This is a genomic window from Aetokthonos hydrillicola CCALA 1050 (assembly GCF_017591665.1).
Taxonomy (GTDB): Bacteria; Cyanobacteriota; Cyanobacteriia; order Cyanobacteriales; family Nostocaceae; genus Aetokthonos; species Aetokthonos hydrillicola.
The window spans coordinates 1-19933 of the sequence record NZ_JAAKGC010000108.1 but is presented as its reverse complement, the minus strand read 5'-3'; the positions used below and the strand labels follow the sequence as shown (position 1 = coordinate 19933).

The following is a 19933-nucleotide window of genomic DNA, read 5'->3' as shown; positions in this document are numbered from 1 at the left end:
GCCAGCATCAAGTACGACAGTGTGTTGATAGAATGACTTAAGAAACGCTAGAGCTTCAGCTTCACTACCACCTCGTTTGATCACCGAACCCCAAGCAGCTAAAGCACTTAACTTGCCGTTACCAGAGCCTTTTGGATCTGGTGTAATAATTTCGACACCAGGACGAATTAAATCAGACCAATCCCGAATATTTTTCGGATTGCCTTTGCGCACTACAAAGATAATGGTGGAGGAATACGGTTGTGAGTTATTCGGTAGCCGTTTAGACCAACCCTCTGGGATTAGCTTCTGTTTGCGTAGCGCGTCAACATCTGAATAAAGTCCCAGGGTGACGACATCTGCTGGCGCACTCCCGTCGATCACCGAATGACTTTGGTAAGAAGAGCCACCATGTGACTGCTTGATTTTTAGATGCTTGCGAGCTTCTTTTTCGTATTTTCCAATAAATTGCTCGTTCAGACTGAGGTATAGTTCTCGGGTTGGGTCGTATGATACGTTTAACAGTTGGTTTGACGTATTGCCTTGGACGTTCTTGACTACGACCAAAGCGTTGGCAAGAATAACAGCTGACACAGCCGCCACATTAGCCCAAGAAATTCGTTTTATTTTCATCTCAAAGAGTTTCCAACATTTGCTGGAAAAGGTTGTTGGTAGATAACAGAGCAGATGGAGTTGCCGGATTTTTTTAGTATTTTACACTAAATCTATCCGTTTATGGGTTTATCTAATTTAGAACTATTGTCAAAATAATTTTCAAAGAAGCTTTAACAAAGGCAGCCCGCTAGTCAGGGCGCATTCCAATTCAGAGGTATTTCGCAAGGTATTAATGTTGATAGGAGGTTTCGGATCAGGGACTCGCGGTTGTAGTGACAGCCCAAACCATGCCACATCACGCCACGCACCATTCTTGTACCCTACACCCTGAAAAATCCCAATTGTTTGAAATCCCATCGTTGTATGGAGCCTTTCGCTCCCTGGGTTCGGAAGGGCAACACCAGCGTAGGCATTGTAGTAGCTTTGAAGTACCAGAATTTTAAATAGCGACGTATACAAAGCTCTCCCTATACCTGAACGACGGTGTGCTTCATGAATGTAAACAGTTACATCCACAGACCACTGATAGGCTGCACGCTCTCTATGGGATACAGCATAAACATACCCAAGAACTTCCCCGCGCCGTTCGCATACCAGCCAGGGCAACTTCTTTTGAACTTTTGTAATACGCTGCTGCATCTCATCTAGGGTTGGCGGTTGAGTTTCAAAAGATACGGCAGAATCCTTGCAGAAGGGAGCGTAAATTTCTAGAATTTGGAGAGCGTCGTGTTCAGTAGCGAGCCGAATAATGGACGACATAGAAAGCTTCTTTTTTGTACAAGACTTTGAGTCTTGATCAACGTATTTGACACATCAACAGTCGTTTACACCAGAGCTAACACCCGTAAGTAAGCTTTAACAGCGTTAGATAATCCTATCTCTAATGCATCAGCAATTAGCGCATGACCAATAGAGACTTCTAGAATACCAGGAATAGAACAAAATTTTCTTAGATTTTGCACATTTAAGTCATGCCCAGCATTTACGCCCAAACCAAGAGCCTGGGCGGTTTGGGCAGCAAGTGCATATTGCTGAAAAACAGCTTCTACATCTCCATTGTGGAATGCGATCGCGTAGGGCTCAGTGTATAGCTCTATTCGTTGAGCACCAACTTCTTGAACACGCTGAATTTCTGCCGGATCAGGATTCATAAACAAGCTCACTCGAATTCCTCGAGCTTTCAACTCATTAATAATGGGTATCAACCTTTGCCCGTCTGCTGCTAAATTCCAACCATGATTCGAAGTAAAGGTATTAGGAGCATCCGGTACTAGAGTGCATTGCGTCGGCTTAACCTGTTCAACTATCTCCATAAATGGTGGCTCGAATGGGTTTCCTTCAATGTTGAACTCCACACTCACCATCTGCGCCAGTGCGTAGACATCGTTTGGTCGAATATGACGCTGATCTGGACGCGGATGAACTGTAATACCGTGCGCACCTGCTTCAACTAAATCAGCCAGGAGTCCCCCACTGAATTCTGTACTCAGAATCAGTGGTCGGGAGGAATGGCGAGGCGATGACGAATTGTCTGCCACATGACTTTAGTCATGGAGTTCAGACTCGGAGGAATCGCCTAACTCTGACCACTCGGACACTAATCTAGGAAGTACTCCCCTTAACTTTTCTTGCCAGTCAGGAATTGACTTTATTTGTGCCTTTAAAACAGGGTCTAGCTTTAAACAAAGAGGACTTTTATCTAAAGCTATTTCCCCATTCGGTTTCCAGCGATATTCGTGATTCTTTTTAAAAGGCATAGACAACGATTTTCTATAGTGGTATACTAATATTAAAGCATAAAGTTACGAGGCGATTAACATTGTACAAAGATGAGCCACAAATATTAACTGTTGTTTGCAAGTTAGAAACAACCAATGAACAGGATAGACATCTTGAAAACTTGTCGTTAATATTTGCGGCTACTTGCAATTACATCAATAGTTCAGTACCCGATAAGTACACAGGTGCCACTAAAATTCAGAAGCTCATTTACGCTGATGCCAAAACTAGATCTGGATTACAAGCTAATCATGTGATACAAGCTTGTATTCGCGTTGCTGGTAATCGCAAAAATAGCAAAGTTAAAGAATTTAAGCCTGGTTCTGTTTTGTATGATGCTCGTACTTTTACTTTGTCTAAGAATCTGGAAGTAGTTAGCCTTTGTGTTCTTTCTGGACGTATAAAAGTAAAGCTAATTCTGGGTGACTACCAACGCAAAATGTTGGATTGGGGTAATGGTTCTCCTAGTAGCGCCACCTTAAGCAAACATTCAGATGGATGGTATTTGCACATCCAAGTAAAAGTTAACGCATCCCTTGATATTGCACAAATAACTGAAAAGCATAATTATTTAGGTGTTGATTTAGGTCGTAAAGATATCGCTAGTGTAAGTAATGGAATGTCTTTCTCTGGCGAAAAGATAGAGAAGACGCGCACGAAGTATTCTAAGATTCGTGCTAGATTGCAATACAAAGCCAGTACAGGCACTCGCAGCAGCCGCAGACGTTCTAGGCAGTTGCAGAAACGGTTAGCTGGTAAAGAGCGTAGGTTCCAAGCTTGGTTAAACCACAATATTGCTTGCAAACTAATATTAGAAGCAAGTTTTTCCGAATCACATATTGTTTTGGAAGACTTAACGGGTATCAGAGAACGTACCAATACTCAGCCTAGGAGTCGTGAGCAACGATTTTTGGCTAACTCTTGGTCGTTTTACCAACTGAAACTGTTTATCCAGTACAAAGCCAATATTGCTGGTATTCCTGTGGTTTTGGTGAACCCACGCTATACATCCCAGACTTGTCATAAGTGTTTGCACATCCACCCGATTGCGGGAAGCTCTTACCGAAATGGTAAAGACTACTGCTGTGGACACTGTGGATGGAAGGGAGATGCGGACTACAATGCAGCAAATGTAATTAAGCAATTAGGGGCGAAAGTAAACAGTCCCTGCGGCTCGGAGTTTCTCGCTTGCAATTTATCGGTGGCGAGTATTCCAGGGCTTCTGAAAGCCCACTGTGAACCCGGAGTACCGGGTTCACAGTGGGTAGTTTACAAAGGACAGTGCTAGAAAACTTTTTTGGCATCGCTGTGTGCAACCACCTTAAATGGATAAATTTAGTGTAGGATAATATAACTTCGTCTAATATCTTGTATTGTAAAATATAGCAACAACCTATCTTTGCGAGTGTTGGAAACTTTCCAAGATAAAAATAAAAGCAATTTCTTGGGCTAATTGTAGAAGACCGCAATACTAATCCGGCAAACTTTTCCTTTAAGTCACACACAATAATTCCCGAACATGTGCTAATTCATGTCTCTCAGGGAATAGAGAAACGGCGTCACCGCCTGCATTCAACATGGCCATACCAACGAGGAGACCCACCATGCATAACCCTCTGAAGCTCGGATTCTTCATCCAGCCCGTCCATCCACCTCTTCGCCCGTATGCAGACGTTCTCCGCGAGGATCGCGAAGCGGTGGTGCTGGCGGATAGACTCGGCTATCGAGAAGCGTTCATCGGCGAGCATCTCGTCGACTCGGCTGAGACGATCACATCGAGCCTCGCTTTCATCGCGCATCTGGCCGATGCGTGTCCGTCGATCACCTTCGGCACCGGTGTGCTGCCGCTTGCCAACTACCACCCGGCGATGGCGGCGGCGCAGGTCGCGATGGTTGACCACCTAGTGCATGGTCGGCTTGTGCTGGGAGTAGGACCGGGCGTTCGCGGTGACGCGGAGGCTATCGGAGACCTGGGATCAGACCGCAACCGCAAGACCCAGGAGGCGCTCGATCACATGTGCCGGATTTGGAGCGAAGAGTCGCCATACCGGATCGCAGGCGAGTTCTACCAGACGACCACAGAGCGCTCGCTTGATCGGCAGATCGGGCTGGGCGTCGCAATCCGCCCGCTGCAGAGACCGCATCCGCCGATCGCAATCACCTCGATCCGGCCCGATGGACAAGGGCCGCACGTTGCGGGAGCTCGCGGCTGGACCGGAATCTCGGCGACCTACGTGGGTGCATACGTCGTCTGCGCGCAGATCCAGAGCTACCTGGAAGGCCGACGCTCGGCGGGCCTCTCCGTCGATCCCTCTGGGTGGCGCGTGGCGCGCAGCGTCTTCGTGGCCGATGACGAGATTACAGCGCGCCGCTATGCGTATGGCGAGGACGGAGCCCACGGCTTCTACTTCCACGTCATGCGGACGAAGCTTGCGAAGGCCAACGCGCTGGACGTGATGCGCGATTTTTCCAACCAGCCGGATTCCGATTTCACAACCCGGCGGTGCATCGAGCGTCTCGTGATAGCGGGAACTCCGGAGAGTGTCGCGGATCAGATTCTCGAATTCCGCGAAAAGGTCGGCGCGTTCGGTACCCTGCTCTATACGGGTCATGACTGGGCCGATCCAGCGCTCGCGCGGCGCTCCATGGAACTCATGGCGAACGAGGTCTTGCCCCGGATTAATCGCGCCGCGCAAGAGACGACACCGAATGAGTACATCGGCGGGTCGGTATAATCTGACTATCTGTCCAACTTCTTCCGCCAGGGGTCGCCCGTTATACCCCGCTCTTGTTAACGGGTGGGGAATGGCGGTCAGGATTTATCGGGCTTAGGCAACCGTTTGCAGTAATCTTGGACAACTTCAGACATAGAAACTGCCCGTCTATCTGCTTCCGCTTGTAATCGCTCCTTTTCTTGTTCAGTTAGTCTAACCCTTAACATGTATTTTCTTGTCATTGTATTCCATTTGTTGCTACAATGATTGTATCAAATCCTTTATCGGTTATGATACTAACCTACTGCTACCGAATTAAACCAAGTCCCGAACAAGAAACAATGATGTTGCACATTCTAGAACTGTTGCGCCGTCACTGGAATTATGCTTTGGGGCAAAGGTTAGATTGGTTGCGCAGTACTAGGTGTTCAATCGATAGATGTTCTATTGTCAGTGAACCGATTGGTGATATTCCAGAAAAAGTTAACTACTACACCCAGCAAGCTGCTTTAAAGGAAACAAAAGAACTATTCCCGGAGTACAAAAACATCTACGCGGAGTCACAGCAAGTCAATTTGCAACGACTGTGGAAAGCTTGGGAGCGGTGGCTGTTTCCAGATAAGTCGGGTAAACGTGGTGGGCGACCCAAGTTCAAAAAACAAGGCGAGTTACGCTCGTTTGTTTATCCACGAATGAACTGTGCAAAGGCTGGAGCATTCTTAAATGACAGCACATTAAAACTGTCAAAGATCGGGGAGATGCCAGTAGTTATGCATCGACCCATACCTGACGGTTTTATGCTAAAAACATGCACCGTAGTTCATAAAGCAGATGGTTGGTACTGCTGTGTGCAAATGGAGGATAGTTCAGTTCCCGAACTGTTACCGTTGGACAATGTTAAATCAGTGGTCGGGGTTGATGTTGGTTTGAAGGAATTTCTCACCACATCAGACGGTCAAACAGTTCCAGTGCAAAAGCCTTATAGGAATGCACAAAAACATTTAGCTCGCCAGCAGCGCTTTTTAGCTCGTAAACAAAAAGGTTCTGCTGGCTACAAAAAGCAACAGAACAAGATTGCTCGGATTCATCAACGTGTTGGTAGAATTCGAGAAAACTTTCATTACAATACAGCACATAAACTGGTTAAACAGTATGAATTAATCGCAGTTGAAGCTTTAAATATTCGCGGTCTAGCACGTACACGTTTAGGCAAATCAATTCTAGATGTTGCTTGGGGAAGTTTCATTGATAAGTTGGAAGCAGTGGCGGTAAAACGCGGCATTCATGTTGTCAAAGTAAACCCCTATGGCACATCGGTGGAATGCTCAAATTGTGGTGCAAAAGTACCGAAAACATTGTCTATCCGCACTCATGAGTGTCATAAATGTGGTGCAGTGCTGGATAGAGACGAGAATGCCGCTCGTAATATTTTACAGCGTGCATTAAACGCGGTGGGGCTTATCGTGTCTGCTGGTGGAGGCTTAGGGGATACCCAGCCTGTGAAGCCAGAAGCTTGGGGTTATTTTGGAGAGCAACTATCTCTATTTTAATCGCCGAGTTGCCCCTGTTATAGCCGCAGGCTTAACGGGGGAGAACGTCACCAGTTTGAATTTGCATGGCAAGCTTGACCCCCTCTTGGGGTAAAAGTAGCGAAGAGAGATTTTGCCGCCACGTAACGGCTGAAACTTTTACCCAGGTTAGGTTTCATCCAAAAAATCTGTCTTCAGTCCTGATTGCTTGACTGCCTGTGGCGTTTTACGATATTGTTGACCGTTGTCTTGCTCAGATCGAGTTTTTCTGCAATTTTGCGGTAGGAATACCCCTGGTCAACCATTTGCAAAACCTTGGGACTCAATTTATCTGCTTTGACTCGTTGTCCTGGTTGCCTGCCAAACTTTTGACCCCGCGCTTTAGCAGCAGCTACCCCTGAACGGACCCTTTCTCGCACCAAATCCCGTTCAAATTCAGCCAAAGATGCCATTAGGTGAGCAATTAACCTGCCTTGCGGTGTATTCAAATCAAATTGCAATCCAGTTTGAGCAATCAAGGAAACATGCCAACTGTGGAGCGACTGCAACGTTTCAATCAAATCGATGGTGCTGCGTCCCCACCGAGTTATCTCCGTCACCAAAATGGCATCAATGCTATGACTTTGAGCCAATGCCATCACTTTGGAGCGTTCAGTACGGTCATTCTTAGTTCCAGAAGCTGTTTCAAACCAGACACCAACTACGGAGTATCCGCAAATAATGGCATACTCCCTTAAGTCCCGTTCTTGTCGCTCACAGGACTGATCAGTTGTGGAAACTCGGCAATAAATGGCAACTCTTTGTACCAATTAAACCCTCTAGATTTTGTCGGTCTCAAACCCGTACTGCACCGTTCTGATTTATTGTACCAAATAAAGTACACTTTAACTGATACGATGAAGTGATAAACTTTTGTATCCTGTGACCAGGGTGAGGAGCAATATTTTTGAAGCGTCAATGGGATGCAGAGGAACTGGTAGAAAATTTTACGCTGCTGCCAAGTGAAATGGTACTAGTGTCAAATAAAACTGAAGAAAACCGCTTAGGCTTCGCTGTGCTACTGAAATTCTTTCAAATGGAAGCGAAATTTCCTCGCACCAAACAGGAGGTTCCCAAACAGGTTGTTTCTTACATTGCTAAACTTCTGGAAGTTTCGCCAAAACAATATGGAGAATACTGGTTTAACGGACGCACTATTGAACGTCATCGCGCTGAAATCCGCGATTTCTTTGGTTTTCGAGAATTCAACCCACTTGACAAAAAAGAACTTATTGCTTGGTTGTGTGAGTCTGTTTTGGCATATGACCGTCAAGCCTCTTTATTAGAAGCAGCAGTGTATCAACGTTTACGGGAGTTAAAGGTAGAACCACCAATACCCGAAGCTATGGAACGGTTGATTCGGTCTGCGGTCATCACCACTGAAAAAAAATTCTGTGCTGGTATCTTCAACCAAATTGAATCGGGAACGCTGACCAAAATGGATGCCCTTCTCAATACTCAAGATGCCCTAGATGATGACCAGAGCCAATTTAAACAGTCGGTCTTCAATTTCCTTAAAACAGACCCTGGTCGCACCAGTCTTAAAAGTATTTTCAAAGAAGTCTCTAAACTTCAATGTATCCGGGATTTGGGACTACCAACCAAATTGTTTGCTAATGTTCCCCCCAAAATTATTGCTCACTACCGTCGGCGGGCAAGTGCAGAGACACCCCGTGAACTGCGTCGTCATCCGGCTCACATTCGCTACACTTTAGTGGCAGCTTTCTGCTGGCAACGCAACCAGGAGATTACTGACAGTTTGGTAGAGTTACTCATTCAGATTATCCACCGCATTTATGTTAGTGCCGAACGACGGGTAGATAAACAGCTCATTGAAGAATTTAAACGGGTGGATGGTAAACCACGCCTGTTATTTGAAATTGCCCAAGCTTCACTTGAGCGTCCTGAAGAACCTGTTAAGGATGTTGTTTACCCAGTAGTTAGCCCCAAAACACTGCAAGCGGTAGTCAAAGAATATAAATCTAACAGTCCTACGTATGAGGAAAAAATTTACACAGTGATGCGTTCATCATATCTGCATCACTATCGGCGTATGGTTCCTCAACTCTTATCCACACTAGAGTTTCGCTCTAACAACGATATGCACCGCCCAGTAATTTCTGCTTTGGAATTGCTTAAAAGATACCAAGACAGCAATCAGCGATACTATGCAATCGGTGAGGAATTGTTCGTCAATGGTGTTCTGTCCAAAGTTCAACACGACCTGATTTTGGAACAGGACAAGGATGGGCAGGAACGGGTTAATCGGGTCAACTATGAAATATGCGTGCTACAGGCACTGCGAGATAAGTTGCGCTCCAAGGAAATTTGGGTGGTTGGGGCTAAGCGCTACTGTAACCCAGAAGAAGACTTGCCTCAAGACTTTGAAGTGCATAGAGAAACCTACTACTTCGCTTTAGGGCAACCATTAGACGCTCTCACCTTTATCAGCCAACTTCAGCAAGAAATGACCCAGGCTTTAACAATGCTGGATCAAGGAATGCCCAGTAATAGCAAAGTCAAGATTCAAAAGAAGAAAAATGGCTGGATCAGCGTCTCCCCTCTGGAAGCACAGCCAGAACCACTCAACATCTTGCAACTCAAACGTGAGATAGAAAGACGCTGGCCCCTAACCAGTTTGCTGGATATGTTGAAAGAAGCCGACCTGCGGATTGGGTTTACTAATCATTTCAAGAATACGGGTGTCCGTTCTAACCTTGACCGAGAAACCCTGCAACGACGATTGTTGTTGTGTTTGTATGGATTGGGCAGCAATACCGGACTCAAGCGTATGTGTGGGGGAATTAATGGTGACTTAGAGTATGATCTGCGTTACGTCAAAAAGCACTACATTCACCGAGAACACTTGCGTAATGCTATCGCAGAAGTTGTAAATGCCACTTTCAATATTCGTAAGGTAGCAATTTGGGGAGAAGGTACTACAGCGTGTGCTAGTGATTCCAAAAAGTTTGGCTCGTGGGATCAAAATTTGATGACAGAATGGCACATTCGATACGGAGGTCGGGGGGTGATGATCTATTGGCACGTTGAGAAAAAATCTGCCTGCATCTATTCTCAACTTAAGACTTGTTCTTCCAGTGAGGTGGCAGCAATGATTGAGGGTCTCCTACGTCATTGCACTGATATGAAGGTAAAGAAAAACTATGTAGACAGCCATGGTCAAAATGAAATTGCTTTTGGCTTTTGCCGTTTACTGGGCTTTGAGTTGATGCCTCGGATCAAGCGCATCGGTTCCCAAAAGTTATATCTACCAAGTGCTGGACAAAAACAAGATTTTCCTAACTTGCAACTTGTACTTACTAAAGCGATTGATTGGGAACTCATTCGTCAGCAGTATGACCAGATGATTAAATACACTACTGCCTTACGTTTGGGAACGGCAGAAGCAGACACGATTTTGAAACGCTTTAGCCGTTCATCTCCCCAACATCCTACACAAAAAGCACTTTCTGAACTAGGTAGAGCGGTTAAAACTATCTTTTTATGTCACTACCTCAACTCTGAAGGTTTACGGCGTGAGATTAATGAAGGGCTGAATGTGGTGGAGAACTGGAACAGTGCTAATGGTTTTATTTTTTACGGTAAAAACAGTGAAATTGCTACCAACCGCCTGGATGAACAAGAATTATCAGTTTTGTGCCTCCACCTGCTGCAAATCAGCCTTGTTTACATCAATACCCTGATGATTCAAAAGGTTTTAACACAAGCCACTTGGATGAAGCAGATGGAAAAAGAAGATTTACGGGCGTTATCACCGTTGATTTGGGCACATGTTAACCCTTATGGCACTTTCCGATTGGATATGAACGAGCGATTACAAATTGATGCTGCTTAAAGGCGAGTTTTTTTTCTAAAACCTCATCTGGGTAAAAGTTTCAGCCGTTGCGTGGCGGCAAAATCTCTCTTCGCTACTTTTACCCCATGTACCGATCTTAGAGATGCTAAAAACCTAACGCCAGAACAAATAAAACAAGTAAACAATTGGAAAAAAGCAAAATATGATCCTCAATTTCGTGAGAAGCTTGGGTTATGACCGGAACCAGCAAAGTGAATTTAGATTAAAACAGTAATGTGTGTTAAGTAGCTAAACAAAATTAATTACATAACTTTGTCCAAATTCCAAATTCTCTGAGGATTTTCTCAACAGAAGCTACAAAATTTGACCAGCTAGAATAAGCCCGATACATTTAAACGGGAACTACGACGACTCTTAATCGATAGGTATTCACCGATATTTTGCCATCCATAAGGAACATTAGGAATTAAACAAAATCCAGTCTCATCCAAGTAATATAAGTTAATTTCTCCTACTTATGATGTATAAAAAATAACTATATTAATCAGCTGAACTCTAAAACCATAAAGAGGTAGTTGAACACTACCCCTTCTGGACAAGGCTAAAAGTAAATCATCAGAATCCTATTCTACGCGGCGGATGATTGACTTTCAATGTAGTTTTGAGAAGTTCTTTCTGCAAGAATTAAACTCTCAATAGAACAATTAGCGATCGCTTCATCAAATACACAATACAACTTAAGAATCTGAGTAATGTTAATACCCTCAGCATACTCTTTGAAACTGTTCAGGATAGCGCTGAAGGAATCCTCTGTATCTGAATTTCTGACAATTAACTCAAACTCTTTAATAAGCTGAGGTGTTTTTACTTCCCTCGTCCTAGTTTGTTCTTTGGTTTGCCAAACAGTAATAACTTCTGTGCAGTGTGTGTTTATTAACTGCTCAGGCTTTTTAAAGTCAACAGGACTTAAGAAAATATTAACTTCCTCTTTTTGGTTATTTGGATAAACCAATATCATCATAGTATCGGTGTAATTCAACCCTTTAAACATTATTCACCTGCCTTGTGATCTTCTGGAGCATCTGTAATAATACATTCCCAATCTAAAAGCTTACCTGGCTGTGCTACTCCTCCTGTACCGCGCATAAGCTTATTAGATTTCACTCTCCATTTTTTACCTGTGCTACGTGTGCGTTCTTCCGCTATCTCATAACATTTAGTAGAAGCACCGGGAGAACCTTTTATTGTGATTAGTTCCTCTTGGTAATCCTCACCATTATTATGCACAGTACTACTAGGATGATGCGCTCTTATCTTCTTTAGTACACCGTGACCAGTATCAACAATGTAGTACGTTACACTCCCAATGAATTGAATACCTACAATAATACCAGCTACCCCACAAGAAGGAATATCCTTACAGGAAGCAGTTTCAGATTGTGCAACTACTGGCTTAACTGTACTACAGCACAGAACAGCAAGAGTAAGTGGCAAAGTGGCGATCGCTACGCCAACACTGATGACTGTTTTAGACCTAACCTTTGACATAACTACCCCACACTCACAGAAACTTTTTGTTCAGCCTGCTGCTGTACATGCTGCATCCAAGCTTGAATTGCTTCGATCTCCTCATACCCTTGCTGCACCATCGCCCCAACATGCTTGTTGAAACTATTAGCAGCATGATTATGTTGCATCCCCTGTTTCGCAGCCCACTGCACAGCCATCCATTGAACAAGCTCATCGACTTGCTTTGTCTCAAGTTCAGCAGGAGAATTAGCCACTTTTTCAGTCTTTAGCCATTCCAGGACTGCTTTCCCGTCGATCCCCAACAGTGTGCGAATTTGCTTAACCCGCTCGTTATTAGGGTTACTGTTAGCAGCTGTTGTACTTGGTACTGGGGAAGTCCCGATCCACCGCTTCAGTACTACAGCCAACTCTGACCCTGGTTTAAGCCAGCTAGTATCCTGCAACTCTGGACAACGACTCTTGCTAATCCACAGAATATGCTCAGCACTTAGCTCCCCAGCGATGTCGAACTCATACTCGATCCCTGAAACTTGAATTGCTGCTGTGCCAATTTTTACCGGCTTCATCTTGCCATTAGCGTCTTTCTGGCTAGTATCCCACTCGGTTTTGCTCCTCATGGTAGCAATGACGTGGGAGTTACAGCGAACAATAGTGTCTAACAGTCTTCGCTCTAGTGGTCTTACATCTTTCCAAGCTGTAAAGCTGTTTTTGGCTTGGTCAACTAGCTCTAGTTCAGCATACCAAGCGTGAGAAAGGGAATCGATGATAATCACCTCGTAGCCTGCTGCTTCAGCTGCTTTAATAGCATCAATGTACTTAGCAGGGTGGTGATTGTCCAACTCACACACATCGAAATTGAACAAATCAGCGTAGCGACTTGCTGAACCTCTTTCGGTATCAATTACTGCTACCTTATTACTGATGTGGGATGCGACTGAGAGTGCCGAGAATGTCTTGCCAGAACCGGAGGCTCCACTAAGAGCAAGCCTGATTTTGATTTGGGATTTTGTAGCGCGTTTAAACATAGTAAGCGTCAAGATTGTTAATGATTGTGAACTGGGTGAACTTGGTGCTCACCCAAAACAGTGATTACGCTGCTACCAAATCCACATCTTCAGACTGTGGCTCGTAGGCTTTTAGTGCTTCCCACTCCTGGAGCGTCAGTTGGTCAAATGGCTTGTCTAGCAGTTCTTCAGGTGTATTGGTTCTTAGCTTAGGCAATGTACCTTGCTTATAGTGCCAGCGTATATAATCAGCACATTTCGCCCAAGTGTCAGCACGGTGTACTTCCACTTCACCCACCATGACGACCCAAGGCTGAGTTACAAAGTCTTCACAGTCATGAGTGATAGTGGCAATAACTTGAAGAGCTACTTGTGCCTCATAGGTGTAGAAGCCGTCTAGATCTATGAATTGAATTTCTGGCTCAGGGGCTATCTCTTGGGCTTGAGATTCGATGTGTGCGTCTAATTCTGCCTGAGCGATGGTTTGCTCTGACGTGGTGTAGGTAGATAGTTGCGCAGAAGACTTCGTATTGAAGCCTGCTAAAATGTGATGATACATTTAATTTAATCCTTGTACTAAAGGGTTTTAACATTCATGCGCTCGCACTATGATTGGCGTCTGGGGCGGAGGTATGAATGCTTTTTACTGCATATTATTAATAGTAGCACTACTTATAGTAGTATTCCATAGCCAATAACCCTTTTTTCTATTAGTGTTAGTAATACAACTTCTGGTTATATATTAGTTTTTTATATTACCAAAAGGTGATCATAAGTTGAGTTGACAACTATTAGTAGTGCTACTATGAGGATATGAATGAGGATTATGGCTGTGCTAATAACTTTGAAAAAAATTAGAGAACGAGAAGGGATATCACAAAATGAGCTAGCTAGAAGAACTGGCTACAGCTTGCAAAACGTACAAAAAATCGAACAAGGAAGAGTTTCATCCCTGACATTAGAAGCCCTTGATCGATTCTGCAAGGCACTTGGATGTGCTCCTGGTGATCTGCTGGAGTACACACCTGATGATGATCCTCGCTCAGAGGTGATTGTATCCGACCAAACAACATCTGGTGTTGATGTACTACCGAAAGAACATAACGGTAATCGAAAACAATCCGCTCGTAGAGCTACTGGTGAAATATTACCGTTCGAGAGAAAATCAGCATGACAGAAGCAAACAACCCTGATAAGAATAAAGAACTTTTCCAAAAGCCAGGTTCGCCAGATAAACCCATTGACTACGATTGGCGAGATCCGTCAAAACCTCGTAATTTAGAAGATGATGAAATTATAGAAGGTTGGCGACGGCGTGCTGATGGGACGTTCGAGAAAGTTGAACAAACGGAGGAAGAGTAATGGCGAGTTTTCTGTGTGATATGGTCATAGATTTTGATGCAGTAAATGGCTATGAAGCCAAAGACGTTGAACAACTGATACAACAAGTTAAGGCATCTGGTGTAGGAGCAGCACAGAGAAGGGTTGTAGTGTTGCTGAGGAATGCACATTACTTAACGACTAGAGCATTCGCTATTCTTTATGACTATATTCGTGAACCACTGTCGAGCCATGTTGTACTAGTACTAGTTTCTACTGATCAATCAAGGATATTTCCCCCACTGTTAGATTTTGTTCAGCATCAACAGGCAGCGTAACAACAACTCCCGAACTGTTACAAGATTACCTATCTTAATTATTGACGTTGTTGGTGACGGACGGTTTGCTCAACTCAAGAGAGTCGCCTACACAAGTGTCTTTGTCTTGGCAGTTCGTTAAATAAGTAATTTTCGGGCAGTACAGTCTAACTAAAGTAACTAACCTAATTGCAAGTCCCCACTGTGAGTTTCAATCTTATTGTCAGTGGGGTAGTTTGAAGCGCGAAAATATTGTGACTACTCAAACAATACCAAATCCCTCTGTACCCACCACAGAGGCAGATTCCCTATGGGAAAAACCCGAATTTAAAACAGATTTTACTAGTACCCAACAAGTCACCCTCTCTTGGATACAAACCCTCCCACCAGAATTAAAAGACGCAGCACTTTACAGGCTTTGTAAGACAGTTGAAGCTAAGCCCACACTAGTGGAGTCATTCACCCTAAACCAAGTGTTGTATCGTACAATTTCAGGGAATACGTTCACCGAGTCGGCTGAAAACGTCGCCTCTCGTACAGGGTGCGACAGAAAAACCATACTCAAAGGCTTGAATCAAGCAGTTGAGCAGAACATCCTGGAGAAAAACGAGCGCCCAGGAACTAGCACAGAATATTCCTTCAAACCTGTAGAAGAGTGGCTTCCAGAGCCAGTAGTCCGTAAAACGGACATCCGTACAAAGAAAGTTGTAGAGTTTCCAAAAGTACAAGATACTGAAGAACTGCAACTAGCTAGCATTCAGGGGGTAGTCCACGACACGGACTACCACCAAATCGATACCCCAAACATCTGGAGAAGTAACCCTGATGGAACCCGGTACTGTCAAATCCCACCTATTTATGATCAAGAAACAGGGGTGGAGATTCAAAGACAGATGGACGAAGAGGGATTAACTGCACAGTCTGTGGTAAGGAGAGCGATCGCCTTCAGCAAAGTCCCCCTCATGCTCCTAGAAATGTTGGCAAACATTGGAAGAAAGTTAGTTGAAGGATTCTCCTTGGTAGAACTTGGCTCATCCAAAAGCGTTGAAAATAAAGTCTCTAACCCTGTTACAGCACCTACAGCACCCATTACCAAAACATTTGATACATCGGTTGAATTGTCAGATATAGAGATAGATGAACTCAGTGATGTAATGACTCAGATTAAATTACAGCTTCGCATTCCAGTAGAAGCAAAAATGAAAGACACCATTAAACGCAACTGGAAAGGGTGTACTCATTTTAACAATGCGCTTGCATGGTGTGTTGACACAGCAGAATGGCTAGAGAGTCAAAACAAACTGGACAGGGAAAGGCTGTTTGGAATGTTGATTAATGCCATGAAGAACGACAAGAAACCGAAAGACCATCCATCATCAAGAGAAAAGCTAGAAAATGCTAGTGCTTACAGCAATATTGTAGAAAGCGTTATACCCTCTTACTTTGAACTTATACAAGAAGCGTTATCTAGCAATGATGGGGATTTTATCAGGCTGGCGACATTTAAAATATTGCCTTTGTGCTACGAAAATAGACAATTCTTTGGCTTTGAGTTTGTGAACAGGTGCTTTAATGTTGTTCGCCTTAACCCTAAATCTATGCTAGTTAATTCTATTCACAGCATGGTCAAGCGATTTGGGCATGAGTGGGGAGTAACCATAAATGATGATGGTCAAGTCGTAGCAGTTTAACCATGACTTTAAATAGAAATTGCTGCTCTGTAACTGATAGTTAGGTCGGAGCGAGCTTGTATGCTGTTAAAATCAGTACACCTTTTTATGGCTATCCTTGAAACGGACGCAAACTAATATATATATTTATATAAATATTTAATATTAAAATAAATATTGTTTGCGTCCGTGTTTTGGACAACGTTAGTTATCATGATGCGCGATCGCTCACTTCGCTGTGTCGTGCGCAGGGGAGTAGGGTTTGTGCTGGTAGTGGGCGATAGCTTGAAAAAAAATACACTTCACCCCGTTAATAACTCATTTTCTCCAGTACAGTACATAATAGAGTTGTCATTCATTGAATGTACTGCTGTACAGTCTGGAATTAATTACTGTCATGGCTTCACCTCAATTTAGCGTCCGACTCCCACAAGAACTGGATGAACGGCTAAATGCATATGTAAAACAAGCTGGCATAACTAAGACTAAGGTCATGCTTGATGCTTTGGCACATTACTTAGGCTGTGCTGATGATGTGCCATTGATACGTAGGGTAATGGAACTTGAGGAAAGGATGGCAGCGCTGGAGGCAAAGAGCGAAAAATAAGTAGTTCTCGTTGTTATCTGTACGTAAATAAAACTATTATTGAAAAATTAAATGCCATCCCGTCAGCAGCTTAAACAACTAGAACTGGCTTTAATCAATGCTTTTCCAAGTAGATCGTTACTTGAAAGATTGTTATATTATGATTTAGGAAAAAACCTAAACGAAATTACTAGCGACAGTAACTTACAAGACATTGTTTTCAAGGTAATACAAACAGCAGAATCTCAGGGATGGCTAGAAAAGCTAGTTCGTGCTGCATATAATGAGAACTCTGGAAACCCACTTTTACAACCAATTGCTCAAGAATTCTTGACAGGGAAAACACCTCAAGCTTCGTTGCCTAGTATACCCAAAGAATTAAGTACTAAGCAGCAAAAAATTTTGCTACTGGTAACGCCTCCCGGCAGAGAACGTTTTAGTGAAGCAATTAATAAAATAGAAAAAATTAAAGAAAGAATTGACAAAACAGAACAAGCCAATCGACAAAATTCTTTTAAACTCATAATCAAGAATCCTGTAATTTCTGTAGATATTTATCAGGTAATAGGAGAAGAACGCCCTGAAATTGTTCATATTTTCTGTGAGGGTAATCAGGATGGCTCTTTGGTGTTGAAAGATGATAAAGGAAACGACCAACCTGTCTCGCCGGAAGACTTAGCAGAAATATTTAAATCATATACTAATTATGTCAATTGTGTGCTGCTGAATTCAAGTTTTTCATTAAAAGCTGCTAAGTTAATTAGCCAACATATTAATTACACAATCGGGATTAAAGAATCAGTTGATAACGAAGCGACAATTGCATTTTCTCAAGGGTTTTATAGGGTTCTGGAGTTTGAAAATTCAAACAATCAAGATGTGGTTATTCAAAGAGCATTTGATGAGGGTTCACGTATCCTTACCCTTAAACGGAAAGAGCAAGAAAAGAATCCGATAATAGTCTTAAAAAAAAGAAGCCAGACAAAATATTACAAGGGATTAATTAATAAATATCAAAGATACCAAACAGAAGGGTTGAGCAAAGACTACTCTTTAGAATTACCAGAGGTATTTGTGCCATTAAAAATTATTGCAACATGGCAGAATAATGCGCGCTCTGAATTAATTAAGCAAGTGATTAATAAGGTGAATAATGAAAGAGAGTATCAAATTTGGGATTTTTTAGCAGCAACAGTTGATAAGCAGACTATAGTAGTTCTGGGTGGACCAGGAGCAGGTAAAAGTAGTCTCTTGAGACATTTAACTATTATTTATGCAAGCGAAGAACAACATAAGTACGAACCGAAAACTCCAGAATTAATTCCAGTGTTGTTGCTTATAAGAGATGTATATCAGGAAATAATCAGTAAAACAATATCTTTAGTAAGTTTGATTAACGAAGAAGTAAAGCAAATAATAAAAGAAAATGAAATAATTCAGATAGTGTCTAGATGGTTGTTAGAAGAATTAAACCGAAAGGAAGGCAATAAATGTTTGATAATGCTAGATGGATTGGATGAAGTAGCAGACGAAACTCAGCGTCGGCAAGTGAGTGTTTGGGTTGATGAACAAATACAAGCATATCCTAATACTGCTTTTATCTTAACATCTCGACCAGGTGGCTATAAAGCTGCGAGCCTAAAAAATGCGAGAAGAATCCTAGAGGTGCAACCATTTAAACTGGATCAAGTTCGCGACTTTATTCATAAATGGTATTTAGCAACAGAAAAAGAAAGAAACCCTGGATATGAGAGTTCGGAAATAAAGAAACAAGCAGAACAACAAGCTGATGATTTAATTAATCGGATCAGAAATAGCTCACCTTTAGCAGCAATGGCAGTCAATCCTCTGCTATTGACAATGATTTCTATGGTTCACCATCAATTAAGTCTTGAGAAGAGGAGCCTGCCTGAAAGACGAGTAGATCTTTACAAGGAAATGTGTGAAGTTTTACTAGAAAAGAGACAAAAAGAAAAGAATATTAGCGATAAACTAACAGGTAAGGATAAGCAACCTATCCTGCAAGTACTCGCACTGAATTTAATGCAGCAGACGGCTACTGAGTTTAAAATATCTCAGGGAATTTCTTGGATACAAGAGCCATTGGCGGCCAGAGTTAGCGATGAAATAGAGCCAGAACAGTTTATTGAGTATATTTGTAATGTTAGTGGGTTATTAGTAGAAAAAGAGTTAAAATATTATCAATTTGCTCATTTGAGTTTTCAAGAATATTTAGCAGCAACTCAAATTAGTGAATTGAACCAAGAGGAATTATTAATTAGTAATATTACAAAGTCTTGGTGGGCAGAAACTATTCGTCTTTATGCTGCTCAAAGTGATGCTACCGGACTAATTCGTGAAGTCTTAAAAATCCAGTCTCCTTCAGTTGACGTGATGGCACTAGCTTATGATTGTCTGGAAGAGTGTGTAAGAGTAGATGAAAATGCTCGCAGGGAACTGCTACAAAGGTTAGAAGATGGATTAGAATCAACCGACCCAGAAAGATTCAAATTAGCAGTGCAAGTAAGCCTGATAAGGCGATTCAGGAATTTTATACGGATTAATGAAGAAATAGAAATTGATAATAGTTACATAACCTCTGCTGAATATCAGCTATTTCTTGATGAGACATGTAAACCTCGTCAGCTTCAACACTGGCAAAAAAGTAACCGATTCCCATCTGGAGATGCTAAAAGAATGATTACTAGTATAAGCTGGGAAAATCGACTAAAATTTTGTGTATGGCTAGGAGAATGGTATCGAACAAGGCTTGGTAATCAGCTAGGTGAAATGGCGGTTCATTATCGATTGCCTGAAAAAGAAGAAATAAATATACATTCTATTAATGATGACAGGCAGTTTTCAGAAAGTGGAATTCGTCTCGCTAAGTTTCAATTACCATCTAGGTGTAGCGAACTGCAAACAGAAACACTTCAAACTGCAAACAAGGCAAAATTGAAACCACATTAGCTGCAAATAAGGGTGGTCTCAAAACCACATTAGCTGCAAATGAAACCAGATTATTTGCAAACAA

19 protein-coding genes and 2 pseudogenes are annotated in these 19933 nt (G+C 42.8%); 11 read left to right on the top strand and 10 right to left on the bottom strand.

Annotated features, from left to right (window positions below):
- The 4 genes from G4P69_RS31240 to G4P69_RS31225 form a co-directional block, all read right to left on the bottom strand.
- Positions 1–612 (bottom strand): sulfate ABC transporter substrate-binding protein (locus G4P69_RS31240; protein ID WP_208353497.1); only part of this gene is annotated, 612 nt, incomplete at its 3' end.
- A gap of 141 nt (positions 613–753) precedes the next feature.
- Complete coding sequence (locus G4P69_RS31235) at positions 754–1353, bottom strand: arsinothricin resistance N-acetyltransferase ArsN1 family B (protein ID WP_208344701.1); 600 nt, start codon at positions 1351–1353, stop codon at positions 754–756.
- 65 nt (positions 1354–1418) lie between these two features.
- The gene (locus G4P69_RS31230) at positions 1419–2132 is read right to left on the bottom strand and encodes a pyridoxine 5'-phosphate synthase (RefSeq protein ID WP_208344700.1); all 714 of its coding nucleotides are present in this window, start codon (positions 2130–2132) and stop codon (positions 1419–1421) included.
- Positions 2133–2138: 6 nt separating this feature from the next.
- Entirely contained in the window at positions 2139–2351 is a 213-nt protein-coding gene (locus tag G4P69_RS31225) for a hypothetical protein (protein WP_208344699.1), read from the bottom strand.
- Positions 2352–2413: 62 nt separating this feature from the next.
- Between G4P69_RS31225 and G4P69_RS31220 the strand changes: the two genes are divergently transcribed.
- The 3 genes from G4P69_RS31220 to G4P69_RS31210 all read left to right on the top strand — a co-directional run bounded on the left by G4P69_RS31220 (position 2414) and on the right by G4P69_RS31210 (position 6637).
- The gene (locus G4P69_RS31220) at positions 2414–3661 is read left to right on the top strand and encodes an RNA-guided endonuclease InsQ/TnpB family protein (protein ID WP_243902626.1); all 1248 of its coding nucleotides are present in this window, start codon (positions 2414–2416) and stop codon (positions 3659–3661) included.
- A 316-nt stretch (positions 3662–3977) separates the two neighbouring features.
- Complete coding sequence (locus G4P69_RS31215) at positions 3978–5108, top strand: LLM class flavin-dependent oxidoreductase (RefSeq protein WP_208344698.1); 1131 nt, start codon at positions 3978–3980, stop codon at positions 5106–5108.
- Between the two features lie 269 nt (positions 5109–5377).
- Complete coding sequence (locus tag G4P69_RS31210) at positions 5378–6637, top strand: RNA-guided endonuclease InsQ/TnpB family protein (protein ID WP_208344697.1); 1260 nt, start codon at positions 5378–5380, stop codon at positions 6635–6637.
- A 173-nt stretch (positions 6638–6810) separates the two neighbouring features.
- Here G4P69_RS31210 and G4P69_RS31205 read toward each other — a convergent pair whose 3' ends face one another.
- Positions 6811–7425: a recombinase family protein gene (locus tag G4P69_RS31205; RefSeq protein WP_208345502.1), complete on the bottom strand. Its 615-nt coding sequence runs from the start codon at positions 7423–7425 to the stop codon at positions 6811–6813.
- A 137-nt stretch (positions 7426–7562) separates the two neighbouring features.
- Between G4P69_RS31205 and G4P69_RS31200 the strand changes: the two genes are divergently transcribed.
- On the top strand, positions 7563–10511 hold the full coding sequence (locus tag G4P69_RS31200; RefSeq protein ID WP_208345500.1) for a Tn3 family transposase: 2949 nt from the start codon (positions 7563–7565) through the stop codon (positions 10509–10511).
- 338 nt (positions 10512–10849) lie between these two features.
- Here the strand turns inward: G4P69_RS31200 and G4P69_RS39640 are convergent.
- From G4P69_RS39640 to G4P69_RS31180, 5 genes and pseudogenes are all read right to left on the bottom strand, one after another.
- Positions 10850–10984 (bottom strand): annotated as a pseudogene (locus tag G4P69_RS39640) (IS630 family transposase); the annotation flags it as partial.
- 116 nt (positions 10985–11100) lie between these two features.
- Positions 11101–11523: a hypothetical protein gene (locus G4P69_RS31195; RefSeq protein WP_208344822.1), complete on the bottom strand. Its 423-nt coding sequence runs from the start codon at positions 11521–11523 to the stop codon at positions 11101–11103.
- Entirely contained in the window at positions 11523–12020 is a 498-nt protein-coding gene (locus tag G4P69_RS31190) for a hypothetical protein (RefSeq protein WP_208344823.1), read from the bottom strand. Before G4P69_RS31190 ends, G4P69_RS31195 begins: the two co-directional genes overlap by 1 nt.
- Positions 12021–12022: 2 nt before the next feature.
- Positions 12023–13027, bottom strand: coding sequence for an ATP-binding protein (locus tag G4P69_RS31185; RefSeq protein WP_208344824.1), 1005 nt, complete (start codon positions 13025–13027; stop codon positions 12023–12025).
- Between the two features lie 64 nt (positions 13028–13091).
- Positions 13092–13565, bottom strand: coding sequence for a hypothetical protein (locus G4P69_RS31180; RefSeq protein WP_208344825.1), 474 nt, complete (start codon positions 13563–13565; stop codon positions 13092–13094).
- 267 nt (positions 13566–13832) lie between these two features.
- Here G4P69_RS31180 and G4P69_RS31175 point away from each other — a divergent pair, with 267 nt between their 5' ends.
- The 7 genes and pseudogenes from G4P69_RS31175 (at position 13833) to G4P69_RS31150 (ending at position 19869) form a co-directional block, all read left to right on the top strand.
- Positions 13833–14180 (top strand): helix-turn-helix domain-containing protein, encoded by a 348-nt coding sequence (locus tag G4P69_RS31175; RefSeq protein WP_208344826.1) that lies wholly within the window; start codon positions 13833–13835, stop codon positions 14178–14180.
- On the top strand, positions 14177–14368 hold the full coding sequence (locus G4P69_RS31170; protein WP_208344827.1) for a hypothetical protein: 192 nt from the start codon (positions 14177–14179) through the stop codon (positions 14366–14368). Before G4P69_RS31175 ends, G4P69_RS31170 begins: the two co-directional genes overlap by 4 nt.
- The gene (locus G4P69_RS31165; RefSeq protein ID WP_208344828.1) at positions 14368–14664 is read left to right on the top strand and encodes a hypothetical protein; all 297 of its coding nucleotides are present in this window, start codon (positions 14368–14370) and stop codon (positions 14662–14664) included. The genes G4P69_RS31170 and G4P69_RS31165 overlap by 1 nt, the downstream gene beginning before the upstream one ends.
- Positions 14665–14897: 233 nt before the next feature.
- Positions 14898–16334 (top strand): hypothetical protein, encoded by a 1437-nt coding sequence (locus G4P69_RS31160; protein ID WP_208344829.1) that lies wholly within the window; start codon positions 14898–14900, stop codon positions 16332–16334.
- A gap of 376 nt (positions 16335–16710) precedes the next feature.
- Positions 16711–16920, top strand: a complete 210-nt coding sequence (locus G4P69_RS31155; RefSeq protein ID WP_208344830.1) for a ribbon-helix-helix protein, CopG family — start codon at positions 16711–16713, stop codon at positions 16918–16920.
- 51 nt (positions 16921–16971) lie between these two features.
- Positions 16972–17217 (top strand): annotated as a pseudogene (locus tag G4P69_RS39635) (effector-associated domain EAD1-containing protein); the annotation flags it as partial.
- A gap of 84 nt (positions 17218–17301) precedes the next feature.
- Positions 17302–19869, top strand: coding sequence for an NACHT domain-containing protein (locus tag G4P69_RS31150; protein ID WP_208353494.1), 2568 nt, complete (start codon positions 17302–17304; stop codon positions 19867–19869).
- The last annotated feature ends 64 nt before the right edge of the window (positions 19870–19933 follow it).